The organism is Ruegeria sp. CDSA077, assembly GCF_059612265.1.
Genome location: NZ_JBXWQG010000001.1, coordinates 216,317 through 242,325, shown reverse-complemented (window position 1 = coordinate 242,325; position 26,009 = coordinate 216,317). Strand labels below are relative to the sequence as shown.

At 57.4% G+C, this 26,009-nt stretch carries 21 protein-coding genes and 2 tRNA genes; 9 read left to right on the top strand and 14 right to left on the bottom strand.

Features of this window, described 5'->3' with window-relative positions:
* The first annotated feature begins 37 nt into the window (after positions 1 to 37).
* Positions 38 to 1,219, top strand: a complete 1,182-nt coding sequence (locus AC2FLE_RS01255; RefSeq protein WP_496690899.1) for a BaiN/RdsA family NAD(P)/FAD-dependent oxidoreductase — start codon at positions 38 to 40, stop codon at positions 1,217 to 1,219.
* Positions 1,220 to 1,241: 22 nt separating this feature from the next.
* Here the strand turns inward: AC2FLE_RS01255 and AC2FLE_RS01250 are convergent, their stop codons facing one another.
* From AC2FLE_RS01250 to mraZ, 10 genes are all read right to left on the bottom strand, one after another.
* Entirely contained in the window at positions 1,242 to 1,616 is a 375-nt protein-coding gene (locus tag AC2FLE_RS01250; protein ID WP_246097157.1) for a glycine zipper family protein, read from the bottom strand.
* 111 nt (positions 1,617 to 1,727) lie between these two features.
* Complete coding sequence (murD, locus tag AC2FLE_RS01245) at positions 1,728 to 3,122, bottom strand: UDP-N-acetylmuramoyl-L-alanine--D-glutamate ligase (protein WP_496694815.1); 1,395 nt, start codon at positions 3,120 to 3,122, stop codon at positions 1,728 to 1,730.
* A gap of 72 nt (positions 3,123 to 3,194) precedes the next feature.
* Complete coding sequence (locus AC2FLE_RS01240; protein ID WP_496694814.1) at positions 3,195 to 4,640, bottom strand: tetratricopeptide repeat protein; 1,446 nt, start codon at positions 4,638 to 4,640, stop codon at positions 3,195 to 3,197.
* Positions 4,641 to 4,745: 105 nt separating this feature from the next.
* A complete protein-coding gene (mraY, locus tag AC2FLE_RS01235; RefSeq protein ID WP_496689709.1) occupies positions 4,746 to 5,828 on the bottom strand; it encodes a phospho-N-acetylmuramoyl-pentapeptide-transferase in 1,083 nt (360 codons plus the stop codon).
* Positions 5,829 to 5,852: 24 nt separating this feature from the next.
* Positions 5,853 to 7,247: a UDP-N-acetylmuramoyl-tripeptide--D-alanyl-D-alanine ligase gene (locus tag AC2FLE_RS01230; protein ID WP_496694813.1), complete on the bottom strand. Its 1,395-nt coding sequence runs from the start codon at positions 7,245 to 7,247 to the stop codon at positions 5,853 to 5,855.
* On the bottom strand, positions 7,244 to 8,725 hold the full coding sequence (locus tag AC2FLE_RS01225; RefSeq protein WP_496694812.1) for a UDP-N-acetylmuramoyl-L-alanyl-D-glutamate--2,6-diaminopimelate ligase: 1,482 nt from the start codon (positions 8,723 to 8,725) through the stop codon (positions 7,244 to 7,246). Before AC2FLE_RS01225 ends, AC2FLE_RS01230 begins: the two co-directional genes overlap by 4 nt.
* 21 nt (positions 8,726 to 8,746) lie before the next feature.
* Positions 8,747 to 10,534, bottom strand: coding sequence for a peptidoglycan D,D-transpeptidase FtsI family protein (locus AC2FLE_RS01220; RefSeq protein ID WP_496694811.1), 1,788 nt, complete (start codon positions 10,532 to 10,534; stop codon positions 8,747 to 8,749).
* Positions 10,531 to 10,899, bottom strand: a complete 369-nt coding sequence (gene ftsL, locus AC2FLE_RS01215) for a cell division protein FtsL (RefSeq protein WP_142635053.1) — start codon at positions 10,897 to 10,899, stop codon at positions 10,531 to 10,533. Before ftsL ends, AC2FLE_RS01220 begins: the two co-directional genes overlap by 4 nt.
* Positions 10,896 to 11,888 (bottom strand): 16S rRNA (cytosine(1402)-N(4))-methyltransferase RsmH, encoded by a 993-nt coding sequence (gene rsmH, locus AC2FLE_RS01210; RefSeq protein WP_496696065.1) that lies wholly within the window; start codon positions 11,886 to 11,888, stop codon positions 10,896 to 10,898. The genes ftsL and rsmH overlap by 4 nt, the downstream gene beginning before the upstream one ends.
* Before the next feature lie 4 nt (positions 11,889 to 11,892).
* Complete coding sequence (gene mraZ / locus AC2FLE_RS01205) at positions 11,893 to 12,396, bottom strand: division/cell wall cluster transcriptional repressor MraZ (protein ID WP_496694810.1); 504 nt, start codon at positions 12,394 to 12,396, stop codon at positions 11,893 to 11,895.
* A gap of 882 nt (positions 12,397 to 13,278) precedes the next feature.
* Here mraZ and AC2FLE_RS01200 point away from each other — a divergent pair.
* Positions 13,279 to 13,503 (top strand): DUF1127 domain-containing protein, encoded by a 225-nt coding sequence (locus tag AC2FLE_RS01200; RefSeq protein WP_142635057.1) that lies wholly within the window; start codon positions 13,279 to 13,281, stop codon positions 13,501 to 13,503.
* A 394-nt stretch (positions 13,504 to 13,897) separates the two neighbouring features.
* On the opposite strand, the gene AC2FLE_RS01195 is transcribed toward AC2FLE_RS01200, so the two are convergent.
* On the bottom strand, positions 13,898 to 16,294 hold the full coding sequence (locus AC2FLE_RS01195; RefSeq protein WP_496694809.1) for an ATP-dependent helicase: 2,397 nt from the start codon (positions 16,292 to 16,294) through the stop codon (positions 13,898 to 13,900).
* Between the two features lie 181 nt (positions 16,295 to 16,475).
* On the opposite strand from AC2FLE_RS01195, the gene AC2FLE_RS01190 reads away from it, so the two are divergent.
* Both AC2FLE_RS01190 and AC2FLE_RS01185 read left to right on the top strand, forming a co-directional pair.
* Positions 16,476 to 18,263, top strand: coding sequence for a sensor domain-containing diguanylate cyclase (locus AC2FLE_RS01190; RefSeq protein WP_496696063.1), 1,788 nt, complete (start codon positions 16,476 to 16,478; stop codon positions 18,261 to 18,263).
* A gap of 601 nt (positions 18,264 to 18,864) precedes the next feature.
* Positions 18,865 to 22,302, top strand: coding sequence for a pyruvate carboxylase (locus AC2FLE_RS01185; RefSeq protein ID WP_281994913.1), 3,438 nt, complete (start codon positions 18,865 to 18,867; stop codon positions 22,300 to 22,302).
* Positions 22,303 to 22,355: 53 nt separating this feature from the next.
* Here AC2FLE_RS01185 and AC2FLE_RS01180 read toward each other — a convergent pair whose 3' ends face one another.
* Both AC2FLE_RS01180 and AC2FLE_RS01175 read right to left on the bottom strand, forming a co-directional pair.
* Entirely contained in the window at positions 22,356 to 23,186 is an 831-nt protein-coding gene (locus tag AC2FLE_RS01180; RefSeq protein ID WP_496694808.1) for a hypothetical protein, read from the bottom strand.
* A gap of 226 nt (positions 23,187 to 23,412) precedes the next feature.
* Entirely contained in the window at positions 23,413 to 23,796 is a 384-nt protein-coding gene (locus AC2FLE_RS01175; RefSeq protein WP_496690910.1) for an MAPEG family protein, read from the bottom strand.
* A 201-nt stretch (positions 23,797 to 23,997) separates the two neighbouring features.
* Here AC2FLE_RS01175 and AC2FLE_RS01170 point away from each other — a divergent pair.
* The 3 genes from AC2FLE_RS01170 (at position 23,998) to AC2FLE_RS01160 (ending at position 24,391) form a co-directional block, all read left to right on the top strand.
* A tRNA-Gly gene (locus tag AC2FLE_RS01170) sits at positions 23,998 to 24,072 on the top strand.
* A gap of 33 nt (positions 24,073 to 24,105) precedes the next feature.
* Positions 24,106 to 24,180: transfer RNA gene (locus tag AC2FLE_RS01165), tRNA-Gly, on the top strand.
* A gap of 55 nt (positions 24,181 to 24,235) precedes the next feature.
* Positions 24,236 to 24,391 carry a hypothetical protein gene (locus tag AC2FLE_RS01160; protein ID WP_496690911.1) on the top strand — a complete coding sequence of 52 codons (156 nt, stop codon included), beginning with the start codon at positions 24,236 to 24,238 and terminating at the stop codon, positions 24,389 to 24,391.
* Here AC2FLE_RS01160 and AC2FLE_RS01155 read toward each other — a convergent pair.
* Positions 24,388 to 24,627: an Lrp/AsnC family transcriptional regulator gene (locus tag AC2FLE_RS01155; protein WP_142636899.1), complete on the bottom strand. Its 240-nt coding sequence runs from the start codon at positions 24,625 to 24,627 to the stop codon at positions 24,388 to 24,390. The two genes, AC2FLE_RS01160 and AC2FLE_RS01155, sit on opposite strands and share 4 nt — an antisense overlap.
* A gap of 154 nt (positions 24,628 to 24,781) precedes the next feature.
* Here AC2FLE_RS01155 and hisB point away from each other — a divergent pair, with 154 nt between their 5' ends.
* Positions 24,782 to 25,369 (top strand): imidazoleglycerol-phosphate dehydratase HisB, encoded by a 588-nt coding sequence (gene hisB, locus AC2FLE_RS01150; RefSeq protein ID WP_496694807.1) that lies wholly within the window; start codon positions 24,782 to 24,784, stop codon positions 25,367 to 25,369.
* Complete coding sequence (gene hisH / locus AC2FLE_RS01145) at positions 25,370 to 26,008, top strand: imidazole glycerol phosphate synthase subunit HisH (protein WP_496690913.1); 639 nt, start codon at positions 25,370 to 25,372, stop codon at positions 26,006 to 26,008.
* The last annotated feature ends 1 nt before the right edge of the window (position 26,009 follow it).

The window sequence follows — 26,009 nt, the reverse complement described above, 5'->3', positions numbered from 1 at the left end:
CCTTGCCATCCCAGCCATTCCACGCCATCCCCCGCGCATGACTTATGATACGATCATCCTGGGCGCCGGTGCTGCTGGCTTGATGTGTGCCGCCCATTGCGTTGGGCGCGTTCTGGTGATCGACCACGCGAAGGCGCCGGGTGAGAAAATCCGCATCTCGGGCGGCGGGCGGTGTAATTTCACCAATATGTACGCGGGGCCGGGCAACTTCCTGTCTCAGAACCCGCATTTCTGTAAGTCCGCATTGGCGCGCTACACGCAGTGGGATTTCATTGAAATGGTCGGGCGTCATGACATCGCTTGGCACGAGAAAACACTGGGACAGCTGTTCTGCGACGGTTCCTCGAAACAGATCATCCAAATGTTGCTGGATGAAATAGAGCGCGCCGGGGCCGAGCTGTGGGTAAGGACCGAGATGAAGGACCTGTGCAAAACCGACACTGGTTTCGCGCTGACGGTTGAACGCGAGGGACAGCGTCATGCCCTGACCTGCACCAATCTGGTTCTGGCCACGGGTGGCAAGTCGATCCCTAAAATGGGGGCGACGGGTCTGGCTTATGACATCGCACACCAGTTTGGATTGCGGATGACCGAGACACGCGCGGCTCTGGTGCCGTTCACCTTTACCGACGGCAGATTCAAGGACCTGTCCGGTGTCTCGCTGCCGACGCGGCTGTCGAACGACCGGACCAGCTTTGACGAGGCTTTGCTTTTCACCCATCGCGGCCTCAGCGGACCAGCTGCGCTGCAACTATCCTCATACTGGCGCGAGGGTGAGGCGATCCGGGTCAACCTGATCCAGGATATGCCACTGTTCGACCTGCTGCGAGATCAGCGCCAAAACAGCGGACGCAAAGCCCTGACTACTGAACTTTCCCGGCAGTTACCCGCGCGATTGGTCGATTTCCTGAGCCAACACATTCCCATGCAAGGCAATTTGGCCGACCAATCGGACACCGCCCTTTCGGACCTGGTCGAGGCCCTGTCGAACTGGCATCTGACCCCGTCCGGGACCGAAGGCTATCGCACCGCCGAGGTCACGCTGGGCGGCATCGACACCGATGATCTATCGTCAAAAACGATGGAGGCCAGGGATGTCCCCGGCCTCTATGCGATAGGTGAAGCGGTGGATGTCACCGGTTGGCTGGGCGGGTACAATTTCCAATGGGCATGGTCCTCAGGCCATGCCGCTGGAACTGCAATCGCCAGTCGTGGTTAGCCGACACGGTATTTGCGCGGCACTAGCCGACGACGTTGTACCCACGGCCACGCATGCAGTTACGCACCAACACTTCTTTGTTCTGGTTCTTGTTGATCACATCCGCACCGGCGCCAACCAACGCACCTGCAACTGCAGCACGGCCCAGATTATCGCTGCTGTCCTGTACGATCCCGGTCACTGCGGCTGCGCCAACGGCGCCGATGGCTGCATTCCCGGCCGTGGTGCCATCAACAGATGCCTGCGATGCCGCAAGCTGTTGGCACTGCTGCAGATCAACGTTGTAATTAGGGCCAACCGGACCATCGATGATCGGCTGGTAGTTTGCGCCAGTGTTGGTGCAGGCACCCGCAATCAGAATGGCAGGCAGGATCAGGGAAAACTTACGATATGGCATAGTCATAACCTCGTGTTGAATTTGACGGGTAGCAAAACCAAAAAATATGGCGCGTCAAGCTGATAGCATCTCAGCTTGGCCCAACCGGCGATCTATTGCAAATGGCGTGTCCTAAAGCCGTTTACGAACCTGTTCTGCAAAATCCTCACCGCGTTGTTCGAAATTGTCATATTGATCAAAACTGGCTGCGGCAGGGGCCAGCAAAATCGTCTCGCCCGACTGCGCGTCGTTCATTGCCTGTTCAACGGCTTCTGCCATTGTGGTGCAAACCAGGGTATCTGCATGTAACTGCATTGCAAATCCGGCAGCTTCGCGCCCGATCACATAAGCCTTGAGCACATGTTCACTGGCTGAGTTGAGTGCAGACAACCCGCCCTCTTTCTCAAGCCCGCCACAGATCCAGCGGACCTTCTTGAACGCGTTCAACGCCTTTACTGCGCTGTCGACATTGGTCGCCTTTGAATCGTTTACATAGGTGACCCCATCCGCTTCGGCGATGATCTGACTGCGATGCGGCAGGCCCGGATAGCTGTGCAACGCATCCTGAATGATCCGTGGGGCCAACCCCAACGCGCGGCACGTGGCGTAGGCGGCACAGGCATTCTGGTGATTATGTGCACCGGGCAGACCTTTGATCTCGCGCAGGTCAATCGACCCCGCCTGTCGCCCCTTGCGATATTCCGACAGGAACCCTTTGCGCGCGAATACCTGCCATCCGGGTCCGGTCAACTTGCGGGCAACCGAGATACGGATCACCCGGTCATCCGTTGGCGCTTCGGCCAGTTGACCGGCCAGAAAGGCGCCTTCGTCCTCATCCACACCGATCACGGCCCGGTCAGGGCCGCCTTCGGCAAACAAACGGCGCTTGGCGGCGAAATAGCCCCCCATGCCGCCGTGACGATCCAGATGATCCGGCGACAGATTGGTGAAAACGGCCACATCGGGTGTCAGCGACCGCGCAAGCTCTGTCTGATAGCTGGACAGTTCCAACACCACGACCGAGCCATTGCCCCCTGGATCAATGTCCAATACGCCTCGGCCGATATTCCCCGCCAGCTGTGCCTCACGGCCAGCTTCGGTCAGGATATGATGGATAAGGGCGGCGGTGGTTGATTTGCCGTTCGACCCGGTCACCGCGACCACGCGGGGCGGAGTATCCAGATTGTCCCATTCCGGCCCGGCAAATGAGCGGAAAAACAAACCGATATCATTGTCCACGGGCACCCCGGCCTCTAGCGCGGCAGCCACAACAGGGTTCGGCGATGGATAGAGATGCGGTATCCCGGGCGAGACAATCAGACAGGCAACCTCATCAAACGCCCCCTGGCGCCCAAGATCGCGGCATGTGAACCCTTCGGCTTCGGCCGCCGCACGTGCAGCCGGGTTGTCATCCCAGCAAACGGGTTCGGCCTTACCGGCCCGCAAAGCGCGCGCCGTGGTCAGACCGGATCGCCCCAGCCCCAGAACCGCAACTTTCTGTCCTGAAAACCCTTTGACCGGGATCATTCGTGCACTCCATCCTTGCCGTTTGCCGCGCAGACTACCCTGTACAGGCCACGATGTGGAATGCAAGCGCGGTTAGTCGGGCTTGTTTGCGAGCAAGGCATCCAAGTTTTTCTGGACGGTTACCGTATCTGGATGCTCGATGCCAAGTGCCTGTTCAAGAATCCCCAGCGCCTCGCGATAAAGCGGCTCGGCCTCGCTGTGACGGCCCGTTGTCTTGAGCAAACTCGCGAGATTGTTGAGGTCCGTTGCATAGTTGGGATGCTCGACACCCGTCGTTTTGCGATCAATCTCCAGCGCTTCGCGATATAGCAGCTCGGCCTCGTCGTAACGACCCGTTGTCTTTAGCAAACTCGCTAGGTTGTTAAGGTCTGTTGCATAGTTGGGATGCTCGTCTCCAAGCGCTATACGGTCAACCTCCAACGCCTCGCGATAAAGCCGCTCGGCCTCGTCGTAACGTCCTGTTTTCTTCAGCAACAAAGCGAAGTTGTTCAGTCGGGTGGCATAGTCCGGATGCCCGGCACCGATTGTTTTACGACCAACTTCAAGTGCCTCGCGATAGAGTGGCTCTGCATCGTCATAACGACCCGTCGCATCCAACAATAAGGCGAGGTTGTTCAATCGGGTGGCGTAGGCGGGATGCTCGACACCAATCGTATTGAGGTCAATCTCCAGCCCTTCGCGATAAAGCGGCTCGGCTTCATCGTAATGCCCCAACGCATTTAAGTTGACTGCGTGTTCGTTGAGTGCGTGAGTGAGACGTTCTTGTCTTTCATCTAATCGTGCAACTTCGAGAAGTTCACCGCTGAAACGTATAGCTGCGCCAAAGTTTCCAGAGCGCTCGGCAAAAGCACTAGCTTTGCTCAAAGTATCAAAACGAGCGTCCAATTTTGCTGCACGGGCGTAGTGCTCTGCGGCATCAGCCCAGCGGACTTCAGCCTCAGCAATCTCTCCACGGCCAAAGGCCGCGCGCGCGGCTTCCTCGATCTCCAGTTTGCGGCGCTCCTCAATCTCGGCAAACAAATTATCCGCGATGGAGTAGTCGCCTTTTTCTAAAGCCTCCCGCGCCTCTGCCAGACGGCCCCCGCCGATTTCATTGCCGGATCGTTCCAGCAGCGCTTCTAACTCGGCAATACGTTTTCGCGCTGTTGCAAGCGACGCGTCTGGATTGGCCATCTGATTTTTAAGCTCAGCGATCTGCGCAGTTAACTGCGCTTTCTCATCATCATGGGCAGTTGCCAGTTTCTGCTCTAACTGATGCTCTCGTTTCTCTAGAATCGCCAAATGCTGATCCAGAGTCAGCACGTTGACGTCCGGAAGCGGAATTGGTTTTTGGTCGTTCTGCAGGGGTTTTGGTTTTGGCGATATCCATTGAATACAAAACCAGATCGCCCCCAGTACCATCCCGATTAACGGCAAGAAAACTGCGACCGCAGCCGAAATTGCCGTCACCCTGTTTTGGTGATCCTCATCCCCAAACCAAGCCCAAATGGAAAACCCAAAATCTGCAAGCCAATCCAACGCCGCACCAATCCATAATCTATTGCGCCACCATACCGGCATGTGGCGCGTTTGGAAGGTGGATTTCGCCTGAGTTCGGGCGAAACCTGCAAGGAAAAGGCCTTGTTAGCGCACTTTCAACGTGGCCAGACCGATCATCGCCAGGATCAGAGAGATGATCCAGAACCGGATTACGATGGTGGGCTCGGCCCAGCCCTTTTTCTCATAGTGATGGTGGATAGGGGCCATCAGGAACACGCGGCGTCCTGTGCGTTTGAAGTACAGCACCTGGATGATCACGCTCAGCGCTTCGACCACGAACAGACCTCCGACCACTGCAAGGACCAGCTCGTGTTTGGTGGCGACCGCAATTGCGCCCAAAGCACCGCCTAGGGCAAGCGATCCGGTATCGCCCATGAACACGGCTGCAGGCGGCGCGTTGTACCATAGAAACCCAAGGCCAGCGCCGAACAGGGCCGAGGTGAAAATGAAGATCTCGCCGGTTCCGGGCACGTAATGCACATCCAGATACTCGGTAAAGTCGACCCGGCCCACCGCATAGGCGATAATCCCCAGGGTCGATGCGGCGATCATTGCGGGCATGATCGCCAGCCCGTCCAGCCCGTCGGTCAGGTTCACCGCATTTGCTGACCCAACGATCACGACAATCGCGAAGGGAATGTAGAATATCCCCAGATTGAGCAGCGTGTCTTTGAATACCGGCACAGCAAGCTGATTCTGCAGCGCCTCGGGGTGGTGCATCGTGGCCCAGACCGAGGCCAGAACCGCGATAATCACCCCAAGTCCCAGCCGCATTTTCCCCGAAACACCTTTGGTGTTTTGCTTGGATACTTTGGCATAGTCATCTGCAAACCCAATGGCGGCATAGGCCAGCGTCACGAATAAGACCATCCAGACATAAGGGTTATCCCACCGTGCCCAAACCAGTGTCGATGTGACAAGCGCGCCCACGATCAGCAAGCCGCCCATGGTCGGCGTGCCCGCCTTGGAAAAGTGCCCCTCGGGGCCATCATCCCGGATCGGTTGACCTTTGCCCTGCTTGCGGCGCAGAACATTGATCAGCGGTTTGCCAAAGATAAACCCGAAAATCAGCGCTGTCATAAAGGCACCGCCCGCCCGGAACGTGATGTACCGGAAGAGATTGAAAAAGTCCCCTCCGTCCGACAGGCCGGTCAACCAATAGAGCATATCAATACCTTTCCCGTGCGGCGATCATGGCTCAAGCGCGTCCCCTTGCCCCATTTCCCGCAAACCGTCAACAATTCGCGCCAGCGCCATGCTGAGTGATCCTTTGGCCAGAACAGTGTCGCCTGCGCAGATCAGCTCTGGCAGCCGTTCAGCCATCTCAACGCTGGTCTCAAACCAAAGTCCGCGCTTTTCCGCTGGCAACGCATCGTAAAGCGCTTTCATAAGCGGGCCAATGCAGTGAACCTGATCCATCTGCGTCATAGCCGCGACATTCGCCATCGCTGCATGCATGGGGATCTCTTGTTCGCCCAGCTCTTTCATATCACCCAGAAATGCGATCCGGCGCCTGCCCTGTGAGGCGGCCAAAACTTCCAAGGCAGCCTCCATCGAAGTTGGATTGGCGTTATAGCTGTCGTCCAGCAATTCGACCTGATCACCATCCGCCAGTGAAATCTGCTCGCGAACGCCGCGACCTTTTACCGGCAACCAGTTGCCCAAGCCTGCGATGGCTTCGTTCAGGTCGACACCAAGTTCAACGCAGGCCGCCAATGCCCCAAGTGCATTCATGGCAAAATGAGTGCCTGCTGATTGCACATCAAAGGAGATGGCTTTTCCGTCGACCCTGGCCGTTGCATGGACCGAGTCCGGTTTCTGCACAACATCGGTCAGCACGTAATCTGACGCAGCGCGCCCAAAATCGACGATCCCTGCTCCGGCCTCATCTGCGTATTGGCGCAGAATGTCGGCGTGTTCGATATCCGCATTCACGATGGCCGCACCGCCTGGGACCAACCCTTCGAATATCGCGGCTTTCTCTTTCGCAATACCTGCAACCGACTCGAATGCTTCCAGATGGACTGCCGCAACTGTGGTGACCAATCCCACGTGTGGACGGGCCTGACGCGCCAGCGGAGCAATCTCTCCGGGATGATTCATCCCGATCTCGATCACAGCGAATTCGGTATCGCGCGGCATCCGCGCAAGCGTCAGCGGCACCCCCCAATGGTTGTTGTAGCTGGCAACGCTGGCATGTGTTTTCCCATTAATTTCCAAGATGTTGACCAGCATTTCTTTGGTCGATGTCTTGCCGACGCTGCCGGTTACACCGACCACGCGCGCCTCTGTCCGGGCACGAGCCGCCTGTCCCAGCGCCTCAAGCCCGGTCTGCACGTCCTCGACGATCAGTAACGGCGCGTGCGGGGAAACGCCTTCGGGTATCTGCGAGACCAGCGCTGCGCCTGCGCCCTTCTCAAGCGCTTGCGCCACAAAATCGTGGCCGTCGCGTGCCGCTTTGAGAGCAACAAACAAGTCGCCGGACTGCAGTGTCCGGGTGTCGATGGATACGCCATTGATCTGCCAATCAGCAGTGGCACGCCCACCCGTGGCCGCAGCGGCCTCGGCCGCAGTCCAGAGGCTCATGCCACCCTCCCGTCGAGGGCGGCCACGCTGATGCTGGCCTGTTCTACGTCGTCGAAAGGTAAAACCTGATCGCCCACGATCTGGCCTGTCTCGTGCCCTTTACCGGCGATCAGCAGCGCATCACCCGGTTGCAGGGCATCTATGCCGCGCAGGATGGCTTCGGCACGATCACCCACTTCGGTTGCCTCGGGCGCGCCCAGCATCACCGCAGTACGAATGGTAGCTGGGTCTTCGGTTCGGGGATTGTCGTCGGTGACAAATACCACATCAGCGTTATTGGCCGCAGCCTTGCCCATCAGCGGGCGCTTGGTCGCATCACGATCTCCGCCGGCACCGATGACGGCGATCAGCCGGCCCATAACATGAGGGCGCAAAGCCTTGAGTGCCGTGGCCACAGCATCTGGCGTATGGGCGTAGTCGACAAACACAGCAGCCCCGTTTTCACGCGTCGCAGCCAGTTGCATCCGTCCCCGGACCGTCGTCAGATGCGGCAGGGTCTCGAAAACACGCGTGGGATCTTCGCCACCAGCGATCACCAGCCCACATGCCAGCAGGATGTTTTCAGCCTGGAACCCACCGATCAGGTTCAATCGGGTCTGATACACCTTACCCTGCCACGAAAACCGCAGATCCTGCCCGGTTGCATCAAAGCGCTGATTGAGCAGACACAGATCTGCATCACCCAATCCAACGGTCAGCACATTTTGTCCACGGGTTTCAGCGATACGACGAACCTGCCCACCCTTTGGATCGCTCATGTTGACCACAACCGTGCCGTCCTGAGGCAACACGCGGTCGAAAAGTCCTGCTTTGGCCGCAAAATACGCCTCGAAGGTTTCGTGATAATCCAGATGATCCTGGGTGAAATTCGAGAAACCCGCTGCCGCCAACTGTACCCCGTCGAGGCGGCGCTGCTCGAGACCATGCGAGGATGCCTCCATCGCCGCATGCGTCACGCCATTCTCAGCCGCCTCGGCCAAACACCGATGCAGGGTGATCGGTTCGGGCGTTGTATGCGCTAGAGGGGCAGTCCATGCGCCCTCGACCCCGGTTGTGCCCAGGTTGACGGCGGCATGGCCCAGCTCCATCCAAATCTGACGGACAAAGGTCGCGACAGAGGTTTTACCATTGGTCCCCGTCACAGCCACGATGGTCTGAGGCTGCTTTCCGAACCACAGTGCTGCGCATCCTGCCAGCGCCTGCCTTGGGTCTTCAACCACCACCAGCGCGGCATCCGACCCCGCAAGCACATCCGCTGCGACCTCGACCCCTTCGGCATCGGTGAGGATTGCGGCGGCCCCCATGCGCAGAGCATATTGAATGAACTCTGCGCCATGGACCCGCGTTCCCGGAAGTGCCGCAAACAGATAACCGTCTTTGACCTCGCGGCTATCAACGGCCAACCCGGTAATCTCAGGGTTTGCACCCGCACGCGCGGTCAGGGCCAGTTGGCTGAGTTTCTTTGTCCTAGTGCCCATGACCCACCTTTCGCCGGACGCCTAATTCGAGGTCAGCGTTATAGCAGCGCGCGCCTCAGGCTCAAGCCGGGGGCGCAGACCCAGCAAGGGCGCGATCCGTCCGATCAATTCTGCCGCCACAGGGACGGCTGTCCACCCCGCCGTCCGGCGCTTTTCGCCATAGGCCACGATGGAAGGTTCATCCAGCGTGACGATCAGCACGTATTTCGGATCATAGGCCGGGAAGATCGTGGCGAAAGTGGCGATGACTTTGTCATCATAGTACCCACCGCGCGGTTTCGGTTTGTCTGCCGTACCGGTTTTACCTGCCACGTCATACCCCGCGACATCGCCAAAGCTGGCGGTGCCATCGGTGACAACCTTGCGCAGCATCTTCTGCGCCTGCGTCGCCGCCCCCAGCGACATCACGCGCGGGCCATATTGTGACCCGCTCCGGCGCAGAATGGTTGGGCTGACATAATACCCGCCATTGGCAATCGCCGCATATCCCGCCGCCAGATGCATCGGGCTGGTCGACAAGCCATGGCCATAAGAAATGGTCACTGTGCTCAGCTCACCCCATTTCTTGGGCTTGAGCGGCTCACCACCTTTTGCTTCGACAATCTCGAACGGGGTCGGTTCGAACATGCCCAGCGAACGCAGGAATTCCTGTTGCCGCTGCGCGCCAATTTGCAGCGCCAGACGCCCAGTACCCCGGTTCGAGCTGTGGACGATCACATCCGCCACGCTGATCTTGCCGTAATTCTTGCCGTTGAACTCACCAATCGGAAAACGACCGATTTTCATCGGACCCGAGGTGTCGATGATCGTTTCAGAATTCACCAGACCAAGCTGAATTGCCTGCGCGGCGGTGAATATCTTGAACACCGATCCCAACTCGTACACGCCCTGCACATAGCGGTTGAACAAGGGGCTGTCCGATGGATCGAACCCCGAGGTCGGGGGGCGCGGGCGATCATTGGGATCAAAGGATGGCAGCGACGCCGCCGAGATGACCTCGCCCGTATGCGCATCCATCAAAACGGCTGAGGCGCCTTTGGCGTTCATGATCTTCATGCCACCAAAAAGCACCTGTTCGACAGCGGCCTGTACAGTCAGATCCAGCGAGAGTTGCAGCGGCTTGTTTCCGTTGGCAGGGTCCCGCAGATAATCGTCGAACTGCTTTTCAATCCCGGCCACGCCTATCACCTCGGCAGCGCTCACGCCTTCACGCCCAAAACCTGACCCGCCAAGGATATGTGCTGCCAGCTTGCCATTCGGGTAAAGGCGCATTTCGCGGGGGCCAAACAGAATACCTGGATCACCGATGTCATGCACGGCTTGCTTCTGCTCGGGCGAGATACGCTTTTTGATCCACAGGAACTTGCGGTTGCCGGTGAAATCCTTGATCAGACGGTCTTTTTCCAAATCCGGGAAGATTGCCACCAGTTGATCCGCGGCGGCAATCGGATCGATCATCAACGGCGGCTGGGCATAGACGGAATAGGTGTCCAGGTTGGTCGCCAGAATGCGCCCTTCACGGTCAACAATATTGGCGCGCTGCATCGCGATTGTGGCACCGGGGGCGTTGGCCAAGGGTTCTTGCGCCTCGGATGTCGCAAGCATCCCCATCCGAACGCCAACCACCGAGAAGGCGCAAAAGAAGAAAAGACCCAGCACCAGCAAACGGCCCTCGGCCCGAGCGCGGGCCCTGTCCTTCATATCTTCATGGCGCTTCTGGATGTTTTCGCGCTCGATAACCTTGGGGTTTTCACCGCGTGCACGCGCATCCAGGACACGGGCCAGAGGGCGGAGGGGCGTGCGCGTCATGGGAATTGCACCTCTCCCAACGCCTTAATGTTGGTTATCGCCTGCAATTCGATGGGATCGACAATCGGAAGATCCGGATCCTCGGCATAGGCAACCTGATCCGCGCGTCCAAACTGCTCTGCTCGCAAGGGCAGCAGGCCGAGACGTTCAAAATTCAGATCCGCCAGCTCTCGAAGACGATCAGGACGGTTCAAATAAGCCCATTCCGCATTCAGAACGGCCAGTCGGACCTGCGCCACGCCGATCTCTCGTTGCAGTGTTTGCGTTTCTTTCACAACTTGCTGGGTGCGGTAGTTCTCTTGATACGCCCAAAGGGCCACCCCGAACACGGCCAAGGCAGTCAACACATACAATACACTCTTCATTTTGCCCTTCCCCCTAGTTGCGGCATCCCAATGGCGCGGGCTTCAATTTCCCCCGCCGGAGCCTCGGTGCGCACAGCAACACGCAGCTTGGCTGAGCGCGAACGCGGATTTTCTTGTAATTCCTGCTCGTCCGGCCCCACTGCCTTACGGGTTTTGAGCGTAAATTGCGGCTGGTCCTGCGCAATTTCGGGCGCATAGCGATTTGCCCGACCTGTTTTGCCCGCCCGCGACTGAAAGAACCGCTTGACCATGCGGTCTTCGATCGAATGAAACGTCACAACAGCCAGCTGCCCGCCAGGTTTCAGCGCGCGCTCAGCGGCCATCAGGCCCTGGAACAATTCTTCATATTCTGCATTCACCGCGATGCGCAGCCCCTGAAAGCTGCGTGTCGCGGGATGCGATTGACCGGGTTTGGGCCTGGGCAGACAGGATTCGATAAGCCCCACCAACCGCAAAGTGGTTGTGATCGGCTCTTCCGCCCGCGCCTTGACAATCGCTTTGGCAATACGCCTGCTGGCGCGTTCTTCACCATAGTGAAACAGGATGTCGGCCAGCTGCGCTTCGCTTGCTGTGTTGACCAGATCAGCCGCGCTTTCGCCGTCCTGGCTCATACGCATGTCCAGCGGGCCGTCCTTCATAAAGGAAAAGCCACGCTCGGCCAAATCCAGCTGCATGGAGGAAACCCCAAGGTCCAGCACCACCCCGTCCAAGTCCTGCGCGTATTCGTCCAGACGCGAAAAGACGCCGGGCTGCATCACCAGCCGATCGCCATAGCCCTTGGCCCAGTCCGCGGCCATTTCAAAGGCCAGCGGATCACGATCAACGCCGACGACCTTGTCCGCGCCTGCCTCGAGCAGGCCACGGGTATATCCCCCGGCACCAAAGGTTCCGTCCAACCAAACACCCGACACCGGAGAGACCGCAGCCAGCAAAGGGCGCAATAATACCGGAATATGTGGTTTGTCAGAAGAGGGTTGCGCACCGGCCATGCCGTCACGCGTCCCCGACGCCATCTAGGAACACCAGAGGGTCAAAATCTTCGGGCTGATCATCCAGCCATTCTTCGGCCGCCGCCAATTCATCAGACTCGTAGGTTTCAGGCTTCCAGATCTGGAACGTGTCGCCAGCGGCAATAAAGAAGGCTTCGCCCTCTAGGTCAATCTTGCTGCGCAGCTTGGCGGGTAGAACCAGACGCCCGGTCTCATCCACGTTTGTCGGAAAGGATTGTCCGTGGAACATGCGCTGCAATGTCTTCCGCTGCATTGAGCCCCGTGGAAGCGCATCAATCTTGGCGTCAACTTCGTCAATCGCCTGCATAGTATAGCATTCAAGGAATTTGCGCCGGTGGTCGCCATAAACAATTACAAGTTCGGGATTGTCACCGGGCTGCCAGTTGGGATCAGAAGCTTCAAGCACACGGCGAAACGAGGCCGGGATCGAGACCCTGCCCTTCGTGTCCACCTTATGGCGGCTTTCACCTCTAAACCTGCGCGCCAAGACGACTGTCCCTTTCGCTTGCGCCCCACTTGAAATTCTCACTCCCCCCAGAATTAAAACGGCGGGTTGATCTGCTGCCACTGATCAACCCGCCGCATTGACCCGCTTTGCGGGATGTCCAGCTGCGCGCGCCACCTGGGGGGATGTCTGCTCGCCCGCGCGCCGGATCTCTTGATTGATGAAAGCGAGATGCCTGTATGAAACCTGATTTTATTGGTTCGGGGTCGTTTAGCGCCCCATGTGCCTCGTCCTCATCGGATAACCAAGGGATGGCATGGGAATTCATGGAAATCAATAGAAAATTTCTCACACTCACGTCCCAACTCACAATGTAATCGATAAGAAAATGAATGGAAACTCTATTTATACACCAGAATTAGAACACAACTACCTCAAAGCAACCATATATAGACAAACCAGAGAAATTATGAGCATCCCATGAATTCCCAACATTTTTTCACTTTCATCGATTCCCCGTAGATAGAGCCAGCAAATCCTCCATTCCAAACTACGAATCAACAAAGGTGGCTCGGTTCCCACGCACTCCCAAGTTACTAAAAACCACCTGAACCCACGATTTCCCATATACGCACGACCACAGCCATTCGGCTTCTTCGATAACCGTACCGAAGCAATCGGACCTTACGTCACGATCCTATGGTTTTCAGTGGAACCGCATTAGAAGCGACACCCTTGGCGCAACTCAAACCCATATTTTTAAGGCATATTCGATTGCCAACATTCAACTCTTTGATATCCATGCATTTGCTGCATAGCAGCATTGACGACGTCAACTATTGTGCAATCGCAGCATTTGCTTATTTTCATCCTCAAGCAAACGCCGAAACACTTCGGCACCAACATACGAAACGGGTTACGCAGATGGGTGTAGCAACACAACAAACCGCTCTGAGAAGCGCTCCGGCATTCGGCCTGGCTTCGATGATCGAAACCGCAAAGACCCGGTTTGCACGCTATCGGGCCTACCGCCAGACGGTTAACGAACTGTCCGAGTTGTCCGATCGCGAGTTGGCCGACCTGGGCCTGCACCGCTCAATGATCCGTCGGCTGGCAATGCAGGCCGCAGAAGAACAATTCGCGCGTTAAGCGCACAGCAATACAGAGATCAGACCCTACTCCTCCCTTGGGTCTGTAATCTGCGGCAACGTCTCTCCTCCTCCCTGACGTTGCCGCCTTTTATACCGGCCCTGAACGCCGGAAGCAGATACATCGGGGCTCTCCTCCTCCCTGCCCTGATGTTGAAAGTACGCGGCGACGTCTCTCCTCCTCCCTGACGTCGCCGCGTCTTCCTCATACCGGGATCAAACCCGGGTTCGGATACATCGGGGCTCTCCTCCTCCCTGCCTTGGTGTTGAAAAGAACGGCGGTTTCCTTCCTCCTCCCTGGGAACCGCCGTTTTTCGTTTCCCCCAAAGAAAAAGGCGCCCACCCAGGCGCCTTTCAAAACATTGAGCATGCGCCGTCAGGCGCATTCCTTTTGGTTAAAACGGAACGTCGTCCTTCGGAAAAAGATACTGGGCAACAACCTTCTTGGTGCCCGCCTTGTCGAACGCGACCTCAACCTTGTCGCCCTCGATGCCCTCCACTGCGCCATAGCCGAATTTCTTGTGAAACACCCGTTCACCCAGTGTGAAACTTGCCACCGCGGTTGCGTCGATCACCGTGTTGCGGGTTTCGCGCGGTTGCGACATGCCATATTGTCCCTGCCGCGCCTGCAGCCGTTTCCAGCCGGGTGAGTTATAGACATTTGCCCCAGCCGCGCGGGTTTCGATCCCGGCCGACGGCTGCCCCCCGCCATAGAGCCCCGGAGGCGTCAGAACCTCGACATGCTCCTCGGGCAGTTCGTCAATAAACCGTGATGGCATCGAATTCTGCCATTGCCCGAACACCCGGCGGTTGGCGGCAAAGGAAATCGTACAGACTTCTTCGGCACGGGTGATGCCCACATAGGCTAGACGCCGTTCCTCTTCGAGCCCCTTGATTCCGGTCTCGTCCATCGACCGCTGCGACGGGAACAACCCGTCCTCCCAACCCGGCAGGAACACGGCGGGAAACTCCAGCCCCTTGGCCGCATGCAGAGTCATGATCGAGACCTTTGCCCCATCCGTTTCCTTTTCATTGTCCATGACCAGGCTGACATGTTCCAAGAACCCTTGCAGGTTCTCGAAATTGTCCAGCTGGTTGACCAGTTCCTTGAGGTTTTCCAGCCGCCCCGGCGCCTCGGGCGTCTTTTCATTCTGCCAATGGGCGGTATAGCCGGACTCGTCCAGCACGATCTGCGCCAGTTCGATATGCGTGTGCTCGGGCGCGCCATAGCGGATCGGAGACACCCCGTCATCAATGACGGTGTCATCATCCACTTCGATACGTGGTCCGCGTGTCATCGCATTCCACCGAGCCAGCCCGTCGATCAACTCGCGCAGCGCCTTGCCGCCCTTGCCCTTGATCAATTGGTTGTCGACAACGATCCGCGCGCCCTCGACCAGAGACACTCCGTTTTCGCGCGCCACCACCTGAATCGTCTGCTGCGCCTTGTCTCCAAGGCCGCGTTTGGGCGTGTTCACGATCCGCTCGAAGGCCAGATCATCCTCGGGGCTGACCACCAGCCGGAAATAGGCCATGGCATCGCGAATCTCCAACCGCTCATAGAACCGAGGGCCGCCGATCACTTTGTAAGGCATCCCAATGGTCAGAAACCTATCCTCGAACGCGCGCATCTGGTGCGACGCGCGCACGAGGATAGCCATTTCGTCCAAGTTCATCGGGCGCACGCCACGCGTCCCGCTCTGCATCGCGTCGATCTCTTCTCCGATCCAGCGCGCCTCTTCCTCGCCATCCCAATGGCCGATCAGGCGAACCTTTTCGCCCTCTTCCCGGTCGGTCCAAAGCTCTTTACCCAGTCGTTTTTCATTGCCACGGATCACATTCGAGGCGGCGGCCAGAATATGCGGGGTCGAGCGATAGTTCTGCTCCAACCGCACCACGAAAGCGCCGGGGAAATCCTTTTCAAACCGCAGGATGTTACCCACCTCAGCCCCGCGCCAGCCATAGATCGACTGATCGTCATCGCCAACACAGCAGATATTCTTATGCCCCCCGGCCAGCAGACGCAGCCAGAGATATTGGGCGACATTGGTATCCTGATACTCGTCGACAAGGATGTAGCGGAACCAGCGTTGGTATTGCTCCAGCACATCCGGGTGGGTTTGAAAGATCGTCACCACGTGCAACAGCAGATCGCCGAAATCCACCGCATTCAGCTCACGCAGGCGGGTCTGGTATTGGGCATAAAGCTCAATGCCTTTGTTATTATAAGCTCCGGCATCCGCAGCAGGCACCCTATCTGGCGTCAGCGCGCGGTTTTTCCAGTCATCAATGATCCCGGCCAGCATCCGCGCAGGCCAGCGTTTGTCGTCGATATTGGCTGCCTGAGTCAGTTGCTTGAGCAAGCGCTTTTGGTCATCCGTATCCAAAATGGTAAAATTCGACTTGAGGCCCGCCAGTTCGGCATGGCGGCGCAACAGTTTGACGCAGATCGCGTGGAACGTTCCCAGCCACGGCATCCCTTCGGCAGGTCGGCCCAGCATGCGCCCGACCCGTTCTTTCATCTCGCGCGCGGCCTTGTTGGTGAAGGTCACGGCCAAAATCTCGTTCTCGCGTACCCGATGCGATCTGAGCAGATGGGTGATCCGCGCGGTCAGTGCCTTGGTCTTGCCCGTGCCGGCACCTGCCAGCATCAAAACCGGACCGTCCAGCCGCTCGACCGCTTCGCGCTGTGCCGGGTTGAGGTCGTTCAAATAGTCGGCAGCCACCGCAGGCATCGCCCGCGCCGACAGCGATGCGCCCTCGAAGGCGTCCATTTCGTCAAAACTGCTCATACGCTTAAACTACGCCGGATGGGCGCAAAGGGAAAGGCTTTGTTCACGGCTTGTTCACAAGCTTTTAAGATTTTCCTTGCGTTCAATTCTAACCAAATGAAGCGGTGTTCGACTGATGCCATTAACTCTCTGTAAAGCCTTAGGTCAGATGCTTGGCCCAAAGGTTTGGGAGCATATGGATATGGCATTGGCTGAGCGGGGGACGATCAATCATCGACTCAAATGGACCGGGATCACCCTATTGCTGATCAGCCTCGCCATTGGAGCGGGCTGGGGTGTCTATCGGCTTCCTGCGCCCTTGGTGGAACGGATGCTGCGGACAGATATCCTCAAACAGTCAGAATTGTGGAAACGCAGGGTTGTTTTGCACCTTGAAGACCCCGAAACAACGCTGCGAACCGGCCATATAGACGGGCATGACGCAGAGTTTCTGACCTCGATGCCCGAAGCATCGGATGTCTACCGGTTCAGGTTGTTCGACACGAGTGGACGCGTGGTCTGGTCCACTCGTCAAGGTGAGGTCGGCCTGCGCGAAGACAGCGCGTTCTTTCGCGCCGATGTTGCCCGGGGAATGGTGTACTATTTACAAGAGGTTGTGCCCCTATCCGAGATTGACGGCTTGGACTTGCACACAGGCAACATTCAGAACTCCAGTGCGCATCACATAGTCAAAGTCTTTATGCCGGTTACAAAAAACGGTCGCTTCATCGGTGCGATAGAGTTTTTTACCGATATCTCGGATTTGCGGGCGACCTTCATAACCCGGCTTAGAATTTCGCTGATCGTTCTAAGCGGTGTGGCCCTGTTGGCGCTGGCGATGGTGTCATTGGTGACCTACAGGACCAACCGGGCGCAACTGCGCTCTTTGCACAAACAATCCGAAAAAGAGCGTGATCTGATGGCTGACCAGTTGCGGCTGGCGCGTGAGGTGCGGCTGCTAGGGGAGTTGAACGAATGGCTGCAATCCAGCCGTTCTCTGGATGAGCTGTTCGACATGGTCTCACGCTTTATGACCCATATCCTGCCCGAAGCAGAGGGCAGCGTTTACGTCTACTCGAACTCGCGCGATGTGCTGGATGGATGTGCCAGCTGGAACGGCGGCACCCATAAAGCGCATATCCACCCCGAGGGGTGCTGGGGTCTGCGCCGGGGGCGTACCTATGAATTCGGCGTCTCCGAGATTGATTTCATCTGCGAACATGCGGAACCGCATGACGGTCGCCCGTATTTCTGCTTTCCAATTCTGGCGCATGGCGAAACAGTCGGCCTGCTGCATCTGCGCGCGCTTGAAGAGCGCGAAGAAGAGTTTCACGTTAGCAGGAAACTGGCGCAGCTCTGCGCTGAACAGATCAGCATGGCCATTGCAAATGTGAGGATGCGCGATCAGCTGCACGACCAGTCCGTGCGTGATCCTTTGACCGGACTGTTCAACCGTCGTCATATGACGGAAACCCTGCGCAAGTCTATTTCACGCAGTCAACAGACCGGTGTACCGCTGAGCCTGATCGCCGTTGATGTCGATCATTTCAAGAAGTTCAACGACACTCATGGCCATGATGCAGGCGACATGGTGCTGCGCGCAGTCGGAGCCGCCTTGGAACAGGGCTGTGACCGGGACGAGGTTGCCTGCCGTATTGGTGGTGAGGAATTCATGCTGATCTTGCCGGACAACACCCCGGATGACGCGGTGAGCCGTGCCGAGAAATTACGGCAGTCGGTCGAAGCGGTCTCGGTCCGATACGGTGACAAGTCGCTGCCGCGAATAACGATTTCGGTTGGTGTATCGCATTACCCGGCGCATGGCACCATGCCGCAAGATTTGATGCGCGCCGCCGATGACGCGCTGTATATGGCAAAAGACAAAGGGCGCAATCAGGTGCAAGTCGCCAAGGGAACGCCAACCGAAACCGGGTCCGCTGATAGCAACGGCCAAAAGGTTCGGACTTCAGGCCCAGTCGCGGCGGCGTGAAACTCTAGCTAATACTTAGCAAAAACTTCAGTTACTCGGCGCCTGACTGAGCGGGCAAGGTAGCCACTTCTATACTTGTTAGCTTTCACCAACATCTTGGCCACATCGCGATCTTGCCAACCGTCCTAGCCAGCCCTATCGCTTTTGAGCGGCACAATCCCTAGACTCTTAAACGGTCGGTGATCTTTCAGAGGATCGGATAAAGAAGTAACGCAATGATTTGAGGCAAGCAGCACGCAAACGATCTGCCCAAAACCTCTCGGGGCTGCACATCCACGATAACCGGACACGGTCAGGCCTTTCGTTCCCAACGTTCTTGAAGTCAATCGGCTCGGCACCCGGCACGACCATGCGCGCAACTTGCCTGCTATGTCGAAACTTGGCAAAGCATCTGCCGACCGTGGCCAAAAAGTCCATAATGAACACGCCAAATCACGCCGCAATTCACCAGTCTTGATGCCGCAGCGCAGCAAGGCTATCAAGCATTCACCAACAGGAGGCGTTTGCGAGCGTTAACATGCCGGTTCTACCCAAATCACCGATATACCTGCGCGTATTGTTCGCCTAGAAGTTCGCCAAACAAACAGGACCGGGACCTGATATGACACATTTCGACAAGATCCTGATCGCCAACCGCGGCGAGATTGCCATTCGCGTGATGCGCGCAGCGAATGAGATGGGCAAACGCACAGTCGCCGTATATGCGGAAGAGGACAAGCTTGGCTTGCACCGTTTCAAGGCGGACGAGGCCTATCGCATCGGCGAGGGGATGGGGCCGGTTGCCGCTTACCTCAGCATTGACGAGATTATTCGCGTGGCCAAGGAATGTGGTGCGGATGCCATCCACCCGGGCTATGGCTTGTTGTCGGAAAACCCAGATTTCGTGGATGCCTGCGTCCAGAACGGGATCACCTTCATTGGACCAAAGGCCGAAACCATGCGCGCCTTGGGCGACAAGGCCAGCGCCCGCCGCGTGGCCATCGCCGCCGGAGTTCCGGTGATCCCTGCGACCGAAGTGCTGGGCGACGATATGGACGCGATCCGGTCACAAGCCAAAGAGATCGGATATCCCCTGATGCTCAAAGCATCCTGGGGCGGAGGTGGCCGCGGCATGCGCCCAATCGAATCCGAGGACGAACTGGAAGAAAAGGTCCTGGAAGGCCGCCGCGAAGCCGAGGCTGCCTTTGGCAATGGCGAGGGCTATTTGGAAAAGATGATTATCCGCGCCCGCCATGTCGAAGTGCAGATTCTGGGCGATAAACATGGCGAAATTTACCATCTGTATGAGCGCGACTGCTCGGTCCAGCGCCGTAATCAGAAAGTCGTGGAACGCGCGCCTGCCCCGTATCTCAGCGAAGAACAACGCGCGGAAATCTGCGAACTGGGCCGCAAGATTTGCGCCCATGTAAATTATGAATGCGCAGGCACCGTCGAGTTCCTGATGGATATGGAAACCAGCAAGTTCTACTTCATCGAGGTGAACCCGCGCGTTCAGGTGGAACATACCGTCACCGAGGAAGTCACAGGTATCGACATTGTGCAGGCACAGATCCTGATCGCCGAGGGCAAATCGTTGGCCGAAGCCACCGGCGCCGCCAGCCAAGCGGATGTGCACCTGAACGGTCATGCCCTTCAGACCCGGATCACAACCGAAGACCCGCAGAACAACTTCATTCCCGACTACGGTCGCATCACCGCATACCGCTCGGCTACTGGCATGGGTATTCGCCTGGATGGCGGCACGGCCTATGCGGGTGGTGTAATCACGCGGTACTACGACTCGCTGCTGACCAAGGTCACGGCCTGGGCCCCGACGCCACAGGCCGCGATTTCGCGAATGGACCGAGCGCTGCGCGAGTTCCGTATTCGTGGCGTCAGCACCAATATCGACTTTGTCATCAACCTGCTGAAACACCCGACTTTCCTGTCGAATGAATACACCACCAAGTTCATCGACACGACGCCCGAGCTGTTCACCTTTAAACGACGCCGTGACAGGGGCACCAAGGTTCTAACCTATATTGCGGATATCACCGTGAATGGGCATCCCGAAACCAAGGATCGTCCCGAACCGCGTACCGATCTGAAAGAGGCCAAGGCCCCGGCTCTGAAAAGTGAACCGCAGATGGGCACCCGCAATCTGCTAGAACAAAAGGGCCCGCAGGCGGTGGCCGATTGGATGAAGGCTCAGCGCCAGTTGCTGATCACCGACACCACGATGCGCGACGGGCACCAGTCGCTGCTGGCGACGCGGATGCGGTCGATCGACATGATCAAAGTGGCCCCGAGCTATGCGGCCAACCTGCCGCAGCTGTTCAGCGTCGAATGCTGGGGCGGCGCCACTTTCGATGTGGCTTATCGGTTCTTGCAGGAATGTCCATGGCAACGTCTGCGTGACCTGCGCGAGGTGATGCCGAACCTGATGACCCAGATGCTTTTGCGCGGCGCAAACGGGGTTGGATACACCAATTACCCCGACAACGTGGTGCAGGAATTCGTTCGTCAGGCGTCAGAAAATATCGACGTGTTCCGCGTCTTCGACTCTCTCAACTGGGTCGAAAATATGCGTGTCGCGATGGATGCGGTGGTCGAGAACGGTAAAATCTGTGAAGGCACCGTTTGCTATACTGGCGATATTCTGGACCCGAACCGTGCCAAATATGACCTAAAATACTATGTTGGCATGGCGAAAGAGCTGCGCGATGCCGGGGCTCATATTCTGGGCCTGAAAGACATGGCCGGCCTGCTGAAACCAGCCTCGGCCAAGATTTTGATCCGTGCGCTGAAAGAAGAGGTCGGATTACCGATCCACTTCCACACGCACGACACTGCCGGTATCGCCAGCGCCACCATTCTGGCCGCCTCCGAGGCGGGTGTGGACGCAGTGGATTGCGCGATGGACAGCTTCAGTGGCAACACTTCTCAGGCGACATTGGGCACTGTGGTCGAAGCGCTGCGCCATACGGAACGCGACACCGGTCTGGACATCAAGGCCATCCGCGAAATCAGCGACTATTTCGAGGTGGTCCGAGGCCAGTATGCGGCCTTTGAATCCAGCCTGCAGGCCCCTGCATCCGAGGTATATCTGCACGAGATGCCCGGTGGCCAGTTCACTAACCTCAAGGCTCAGGCGCGCAGCCTTGGCCTGGAAGAGCGTTGGCATGAAGTGGCGCAGATGTATGCGGACGTGAACCAGATGTTCGGCGATATCGTCAAAGTCACGCCTTCGTCAAAAGTGGTTGGCGATATGGCGCTGATGATGGTCAGCCAAGGGCTGACGCGCGCCGATGTCGAAAACCCGGACTCGGACGTGGCCTTCCCGGATTCGGTCATCGACATGATGCGCGGCAATCTGGGGCAGCCTCCGGGCGGGTTCCCTGATGCGATCATCAGCAAGGCGCTTAAGGGCGAAAGCCCCAACACTGACCGCCCCGGCAAAGACGTACCCCCGGTCGATCTGGAGGAAACGCGCGCCGAACTGTCCAAACAACTGGACGGCAAAGAGGTCGACGACGAGGATCTGAACGGATACCTGATGTATCCCAAGGTGTTCCTTGATTACATGGGTCGCCATCGGATCTATGGCCCCGTCCGCACCCTGCCCACGCGCACATTCTTCTATGGAATGGAGCCCGGCGAAGAGATCGCCGCGGAAATCGATCCCGGCAAGACTCTGGAAATTCGCTGTCAGGCCATCGGTGAAACCGATGAAAATGGTGAGGTCAAAGTGTTCTTTGAACTGAACGGTCAGCCCCGTGTGATCCGGGTGCCAAACCGTTTGGTGACATCAACCACGCAGGCCCGACCCAAAGCAGAAATCGGCAACCTCGCACATATCGGCGCACCGATGCCGGGTGTCGTGGCAACCGTTGCGGTTACTGCGGGACAAGAGGTCAAAGAAGGCGATATGCTTTTGACCATCGAGGCCATGAAGATGGAGACTGGCATTCACGCCGAAAGGGACGCCGTAGTCAAAGCCATCCACGTTCAGCCAGGCGGCCAAATTGACGCCAAGGACCTGCTGATCGAGCTGGAATAGCAAAAAAAGGCGCGCCTCTGGGGCGCGCCTTTTCCATTTCATTGGGTTAAGGTTCAGCCGTCTACGGTTTCTTCTTCAACCTCATCTTCGACCAACTCCTTTTCTGTTTCATCATCAAAAACATCATAATCCGCAAGCGCCGGCAGACCCAGCAGGTCGTGCAGCTCGTTCAGGGCGTCGTTAGACAACTCGCGACCGCCGGTCAGAGTATCCAGAGCCTCTTGCGGGTCAGAAGATCCGGCCAGGTTTGTCTCGGCCTCCTCTACAGCCAGCTCAGCCTCTTCGACCGCTTCGTCGTACTTGTCCTGAGCGGTGATGCCCTCGGCAAGCTCGTCCTCGGTCGGCTCATAGGCCTCTTCGATCTCTTCTGCGGTCAGTTCCTGCAGGTCTTCCAGATCGTCGTTCTTATCCTGCAGATCTGTCGTCGCGTCGGTATGACCAAGGATGTTCTGCTGATAAGAGTACAGCTTTCCTGGCATACTGTTCGGGGACGCATTCATAAGAGCCGTTTGGCTGGCATGGGCCGCGTTCAGACCTTTAAGCTCCGATGCAATTTTGCCGTGCTTGTTGGGGTGAACCGGCTTCTCATCAACGACAGCAGTGGTAACTTTGGTCATCTTGGCAGGTTTCTTATTGCCCTTGACCAGATTACCAATCGAAGCGACCAGCCCGTTTTTCTTTTGAGTCGTAGCGCCCGTTTTGGCAGTTTTTTGCTTTTTCAGGCCAAGACTGGCGAGCAACCCTTTGCCCGTCCCCTTTTTACCCAAGGACTTGCCACCTTTCACCTGTGAGGACTTGTCGCCAGACTTATCCGCGCCGTTCCCATTTCCACCACCATTGCCTTTGCCACCGCCATTGCCGCCGCCATTTTTGGCGATGGCCATATCAGGTGCGGCAACAACTGCCACAAAGCTTACAGCGCCAAGCAGCAGAAATGAGGTGCAACTACACGCGAAAGTAACAAGAACCGCTTCATATTATTCACCTGTCCTTCTTGAGCAGTGGCAGCAGATACCACAAAATCAAGCACCTGAGATAACGTTGACAGTTAGTTAATAATTGAATTTGGGTAAAACGGTGGCCTTTTTCGGCGTGAGCGACCCACCGCGCTCACACCGCCAGCACAATATTGGCTATTGCAGCTACGAGGATTGAACCAAATGTCAACAGCATTCCGATTTGCCTGAGGATAACGATCTGCGGAGACCTGCCAAACCCATATGCATGAAGCAGGCGACCACCCAGCAAGGCCAATCCCAACAGGTTCAACAGCAACCCGCTGGCGCCCTGCAATTCAACCATTGCCATCAATAACAGCGCAAACGGCGCGTATTCGGCGAAATTGCCATGAGTTCGGATCGCCTTGATCATTTGCCCCTTGCCACCATCCCCGTAGGAAACCTTTTCGCCCCGTCGGTGGCCAATGACCCGAAGGCTCAGCGCCAGATACAAAAAGGCGGCTAATGCCGCATAAACCGGTGTAATTGTCAGCATGGGTGGCTCCGTCTATTAATATTCCTAAGCTCTGGGCAAAGCTTAACGCGGAATCTCGACCGGTCCAGTTGAACCGGGCTGCTGCTACGCGAGGTCAAGTCTGTCTGGATTTCCTCCGCACGAGAAGATTTTTTGCAAAAGTCGCGTTTTTCCCCTTGCAGCTTTCCGCCAGAATTAATACTTCACGCCTCACTCAACGGCGCGGGCGTAGCTCAGGGGTAGAGCATAACCTTGCCAAGGTTAGGGTCGGGCGTTCGAATCGCCTCGCCCGCTCCATTGAGAGGTCTCCGGACCAAATATGTATCTGATGCGGGCGTAGCTCAGGGGTAGAGCATAACCTTGCCAAGGTTAGGGTCGGGCGTTCGAATCGCCTCGCCCGCTCCAGATACAAACCCTCTCACTCAACGCTGTTTTCTTATGGCGCGGCCTGCTGAAAAGCATGACCCGCGTATATGTTCATATGCCGCAACCGAACAAAGCCGCCTTCACATTGGCCGCGCGGACGGCGCGTAAGAACGTCTTTGACACCGCGCCGAAGTACTCCAATCACGACCCGGACCGAATCTTCCGCGTGACCACGTTTGAGCAGGGCTAGAAGGCCTTGAACGTCATTGTGGTCAGCGAGCGTTCTATACCCGAGATCACCAGCAGATTTTCATTGATGAAATGTCCCACATCCTCGGCCTCGGGGATGTAAAGCTTCAGCAGCAGGTCATATTCGCCGCTGGTAGAGTAGAGCTCCGAGTGGATTTCGCGCAACGCGATCTCTTCAGCCACCTTGTAAGTGGTGCCAGGTTTGCAGCGGATCTGGATGAAAACACAAGTGGACATGGGCCGAGCCTTGTTGGTTGAGTTGGCCGCAGGCTGACATGGGCTGCGCCCGGGCGCAATCCCCTGCAACAGTTTGCGGCGATTGCGACGGATGGTCTGGATCAACCCGCCCTACCCCGTCTATAAGCACGCCTGTAGTAAAAGGAATTCGCCCATGCGCAGCGCAAAGATCAGCCGTCAGACCGCCGAAACCGAGATCACGGTCAAGGTCAATCTGGATGGGACTGGCCAGTATGACAATCAGACCGGCGTCGGTTTCTTTGACCACATGCTGGATCAGTTAGCGCGCCATTCTCTGATCGACATGACGATCCGCGCCAAGGGCGATTACCACATCGACGACCACCACACGGTCGAGGATACCGGAATCGCACTGGGGCAAGCGTTGACACTGGCCTTGGGCGACAAAAAGGGCATCCGGCGGTATGGCGAATGTCACCTGCCGATGGACGATGCACAGGTGCGCTGTGCGCTGGATCTGTCAGGACGACCGTTTCTGATCTGGAACGTAGACCTGCCGACACCCAAGATAGGCACCTTCGACACTGAACTGGTGCGCGAGTTCTTTCAGGCGCTGGCCACTCATGGCGGCATCACGCTGCATATCGACCAGTTGCACGGGTTCAACAGCCACCACATCGCAGAAGCGGCGTTCAAAGCTGTCGCGCGCGCATTGCGCGACGCGGTTGAGACCGATGCGCGCAAAGCAGATGCGATTCCGTCGACCAAGGGCGCGTTGTAAATGCTCACCGCCATTATCGACTATGAAAGCGGCAATTTGCATTCCGCTGAAAAGGCGTTTCAGCGCATGGCGCGGGAACTGGACGCCGGCGAGGTCGTAGTAACTTCAGACGCGGATGTCGTTGCACGCGCCGACCGGCTGGTGCTGCCCGGTGACGGCGCTTTCCCTGCCTGCGCGGCCGAGCTGCGCGGGCACAAGGGTATCTATGACGCGATGGTCGAAGCGGTCGAGCAGAAAGCCCGCCCATTTCTGGGTATCTGCGTGGGTATGCAGCTGATGGCCTCGAAAGGTCATGAGTACACTGACACCGATGGGTTGGACTGGATTGCCGGGGATGTGGTGCAAATTGCGCCGTCAGACCGGTCGCTGAAAGTGCCGCATATGGGTTGGAACGATCTGGTGTTGGAAAGCGAACACCCTGTCTTTGCCGGGGTCACATCAGGCGATCACGCCTATTTCGTCCACTCATACCATTTCCGGGTCAGCGATCCCGCACAGCGTCTGGCCTATGTGGATTACGGTCAGGACGTCACGGCCGTAATTGGCCGTGACACTATGGTCGGGATGCAGTTCCATCCTGAGAAAAGCCAGGATGTGGGCCTGCGCATGATCGGGAATTTCCTGACCTGGACGCCCTGAG

Excerpts from the sequence above, each read along its gene's own strand:
- AC2FLE_RS01255 (WP_496690899.1), top strand. The coding sequence starts at position 38 with ATGACTTATGATACGATCATCCTGGGCGCCGGTGCTGCTGGCTTGATG.
- AC2FLE_RS01250 (WP_246097157.1), bottom strand. The coding sequence starts at position 1,616 with ATGCCATATCGTAAGTTTTCCCTGATCCTGCCTGCCATTCTGATTGCG.
- murD (WP_496694815.1), bottom strand. The coding sequence starts at position 3,122 with ATGATCCCGGTCAAAGGGTTTTCAGGACAGAAAGTTGCGGTTCTGGGG.
- mraY (WP_496689709.1), bottom strand. The coding sequence starts at position 5,828 with ATGCTCTATTGGTTGACCGGCCTGTCGGACGGAGGGGACTTTTTCAAT.
- AC2FLE_RS01230 (WP_496694813.1), bottom strand. The coding sequence starts at position 7,247 with ATGAGCCTCTGGACTGCGGCCGAGGCCGCTGCGGCCACGGGTGGGCGT.
- AC2FLE_RS01225 (WP_496694812.1), bottom strand. The coding sequence starts at position 8,725 with ATGGGCACTAGGACAAAGAAACTCAGCCAACTGGCCCTGACCGCGCGT.
- AC2FLE_RS01220 (WP_496694811.1), bottom strand. The coding sequence starts at position 10,534 with ATGACGCGCACGCCCCTCCGCCCTCTGGCCCGTGTCCTGGATGCGCGT.
- ftsL (WP_142635053.1), bottom strand. The coding sequence starts at position 10,899 with ATGAAGAGTGTATTGTATGTGTTGACTGCCTTGGCCGTGTTCGGGGTG.
- rsmH (WP_496696065.1), bottom strand. The coding sequence starts at position 11,888 with ATGGCCGGTGCGCAACCCTCTTCTGACAAACCACATATTCCGGTATTA.
- AC2FLE_RS01200 (WP_142635057.1), top strand. The coding sequence starts at position 13,279 with ATGGGTGTAGCAACACAACAAACCGCTCTGAGAAGCGCTCCGGCATTC.
- AC2FLE_RS01195 (WP_496694809.1), bottom strand. The coding sequence starts at position 16,294 with ATGAGCAGTTTTGACGAAATGGACGCCTTCGAGGGCGCATCGCTGTCG.
- AC2FLE_RS01190 (WP_496696063.1), top strand. The coding sequence starts at position 16,476 with ATGGCATTGGCTGAGCGGGGGACGATCAATCATCGACTCAAATGGACC.
- AC2FLE_RS01185 (WP_281994913.1), top strand. The coding sequence starts at position 18,865 with ATGACACATTTCGACAAGATCCTGATCGCCAACCGCGGCGAGATTGCC.
- AC2FLE_RS01180 (WP_496694808.1), bottom strand. The coding sequence starts at position 23,186 with ATGGCCATCGCCAAAAATGGCGGCGGCAATGGCGGTGGCAAAGGCAAT.
- AC2FLE_RS01175 (WP_496690910.1), bottom strand. The coding sequence starts at position 23,796 with ATGCTGACAATTACACCGGTTTATGCGGCATTAGCCGCCTTTTTGTAT.
- AC2FLE_RS01160 (WP_496690911.1), top strand. The coding sequence starts at position 24,236 with ATGACCCGCGTATATGTTCATATGCCGCAACCGAACAAAGCCGCCTTC.
- AC2FLE_RS01155 (WP_142636899.1), bottom strand. The coding sequence starts at position 24,627 with ATGTCCACTTGTGTTTTCATCCAGATCCGCTGCAAACCTGGCACCACT.
- hisB (WP_496694807.1), top strand. The coding sequence starts at position 24,782 with ATGCGCAGCGCAAAGATCAGCCGTCAGACCGCCGAAACCGAGATCACG.
- hisH (WP_496690913.1), top strand. The coding sequence starts at position 25,370 with ATGCTCACCGCCATTATCGACTATGAAAGCGGCAATTTGCATTCCGCT.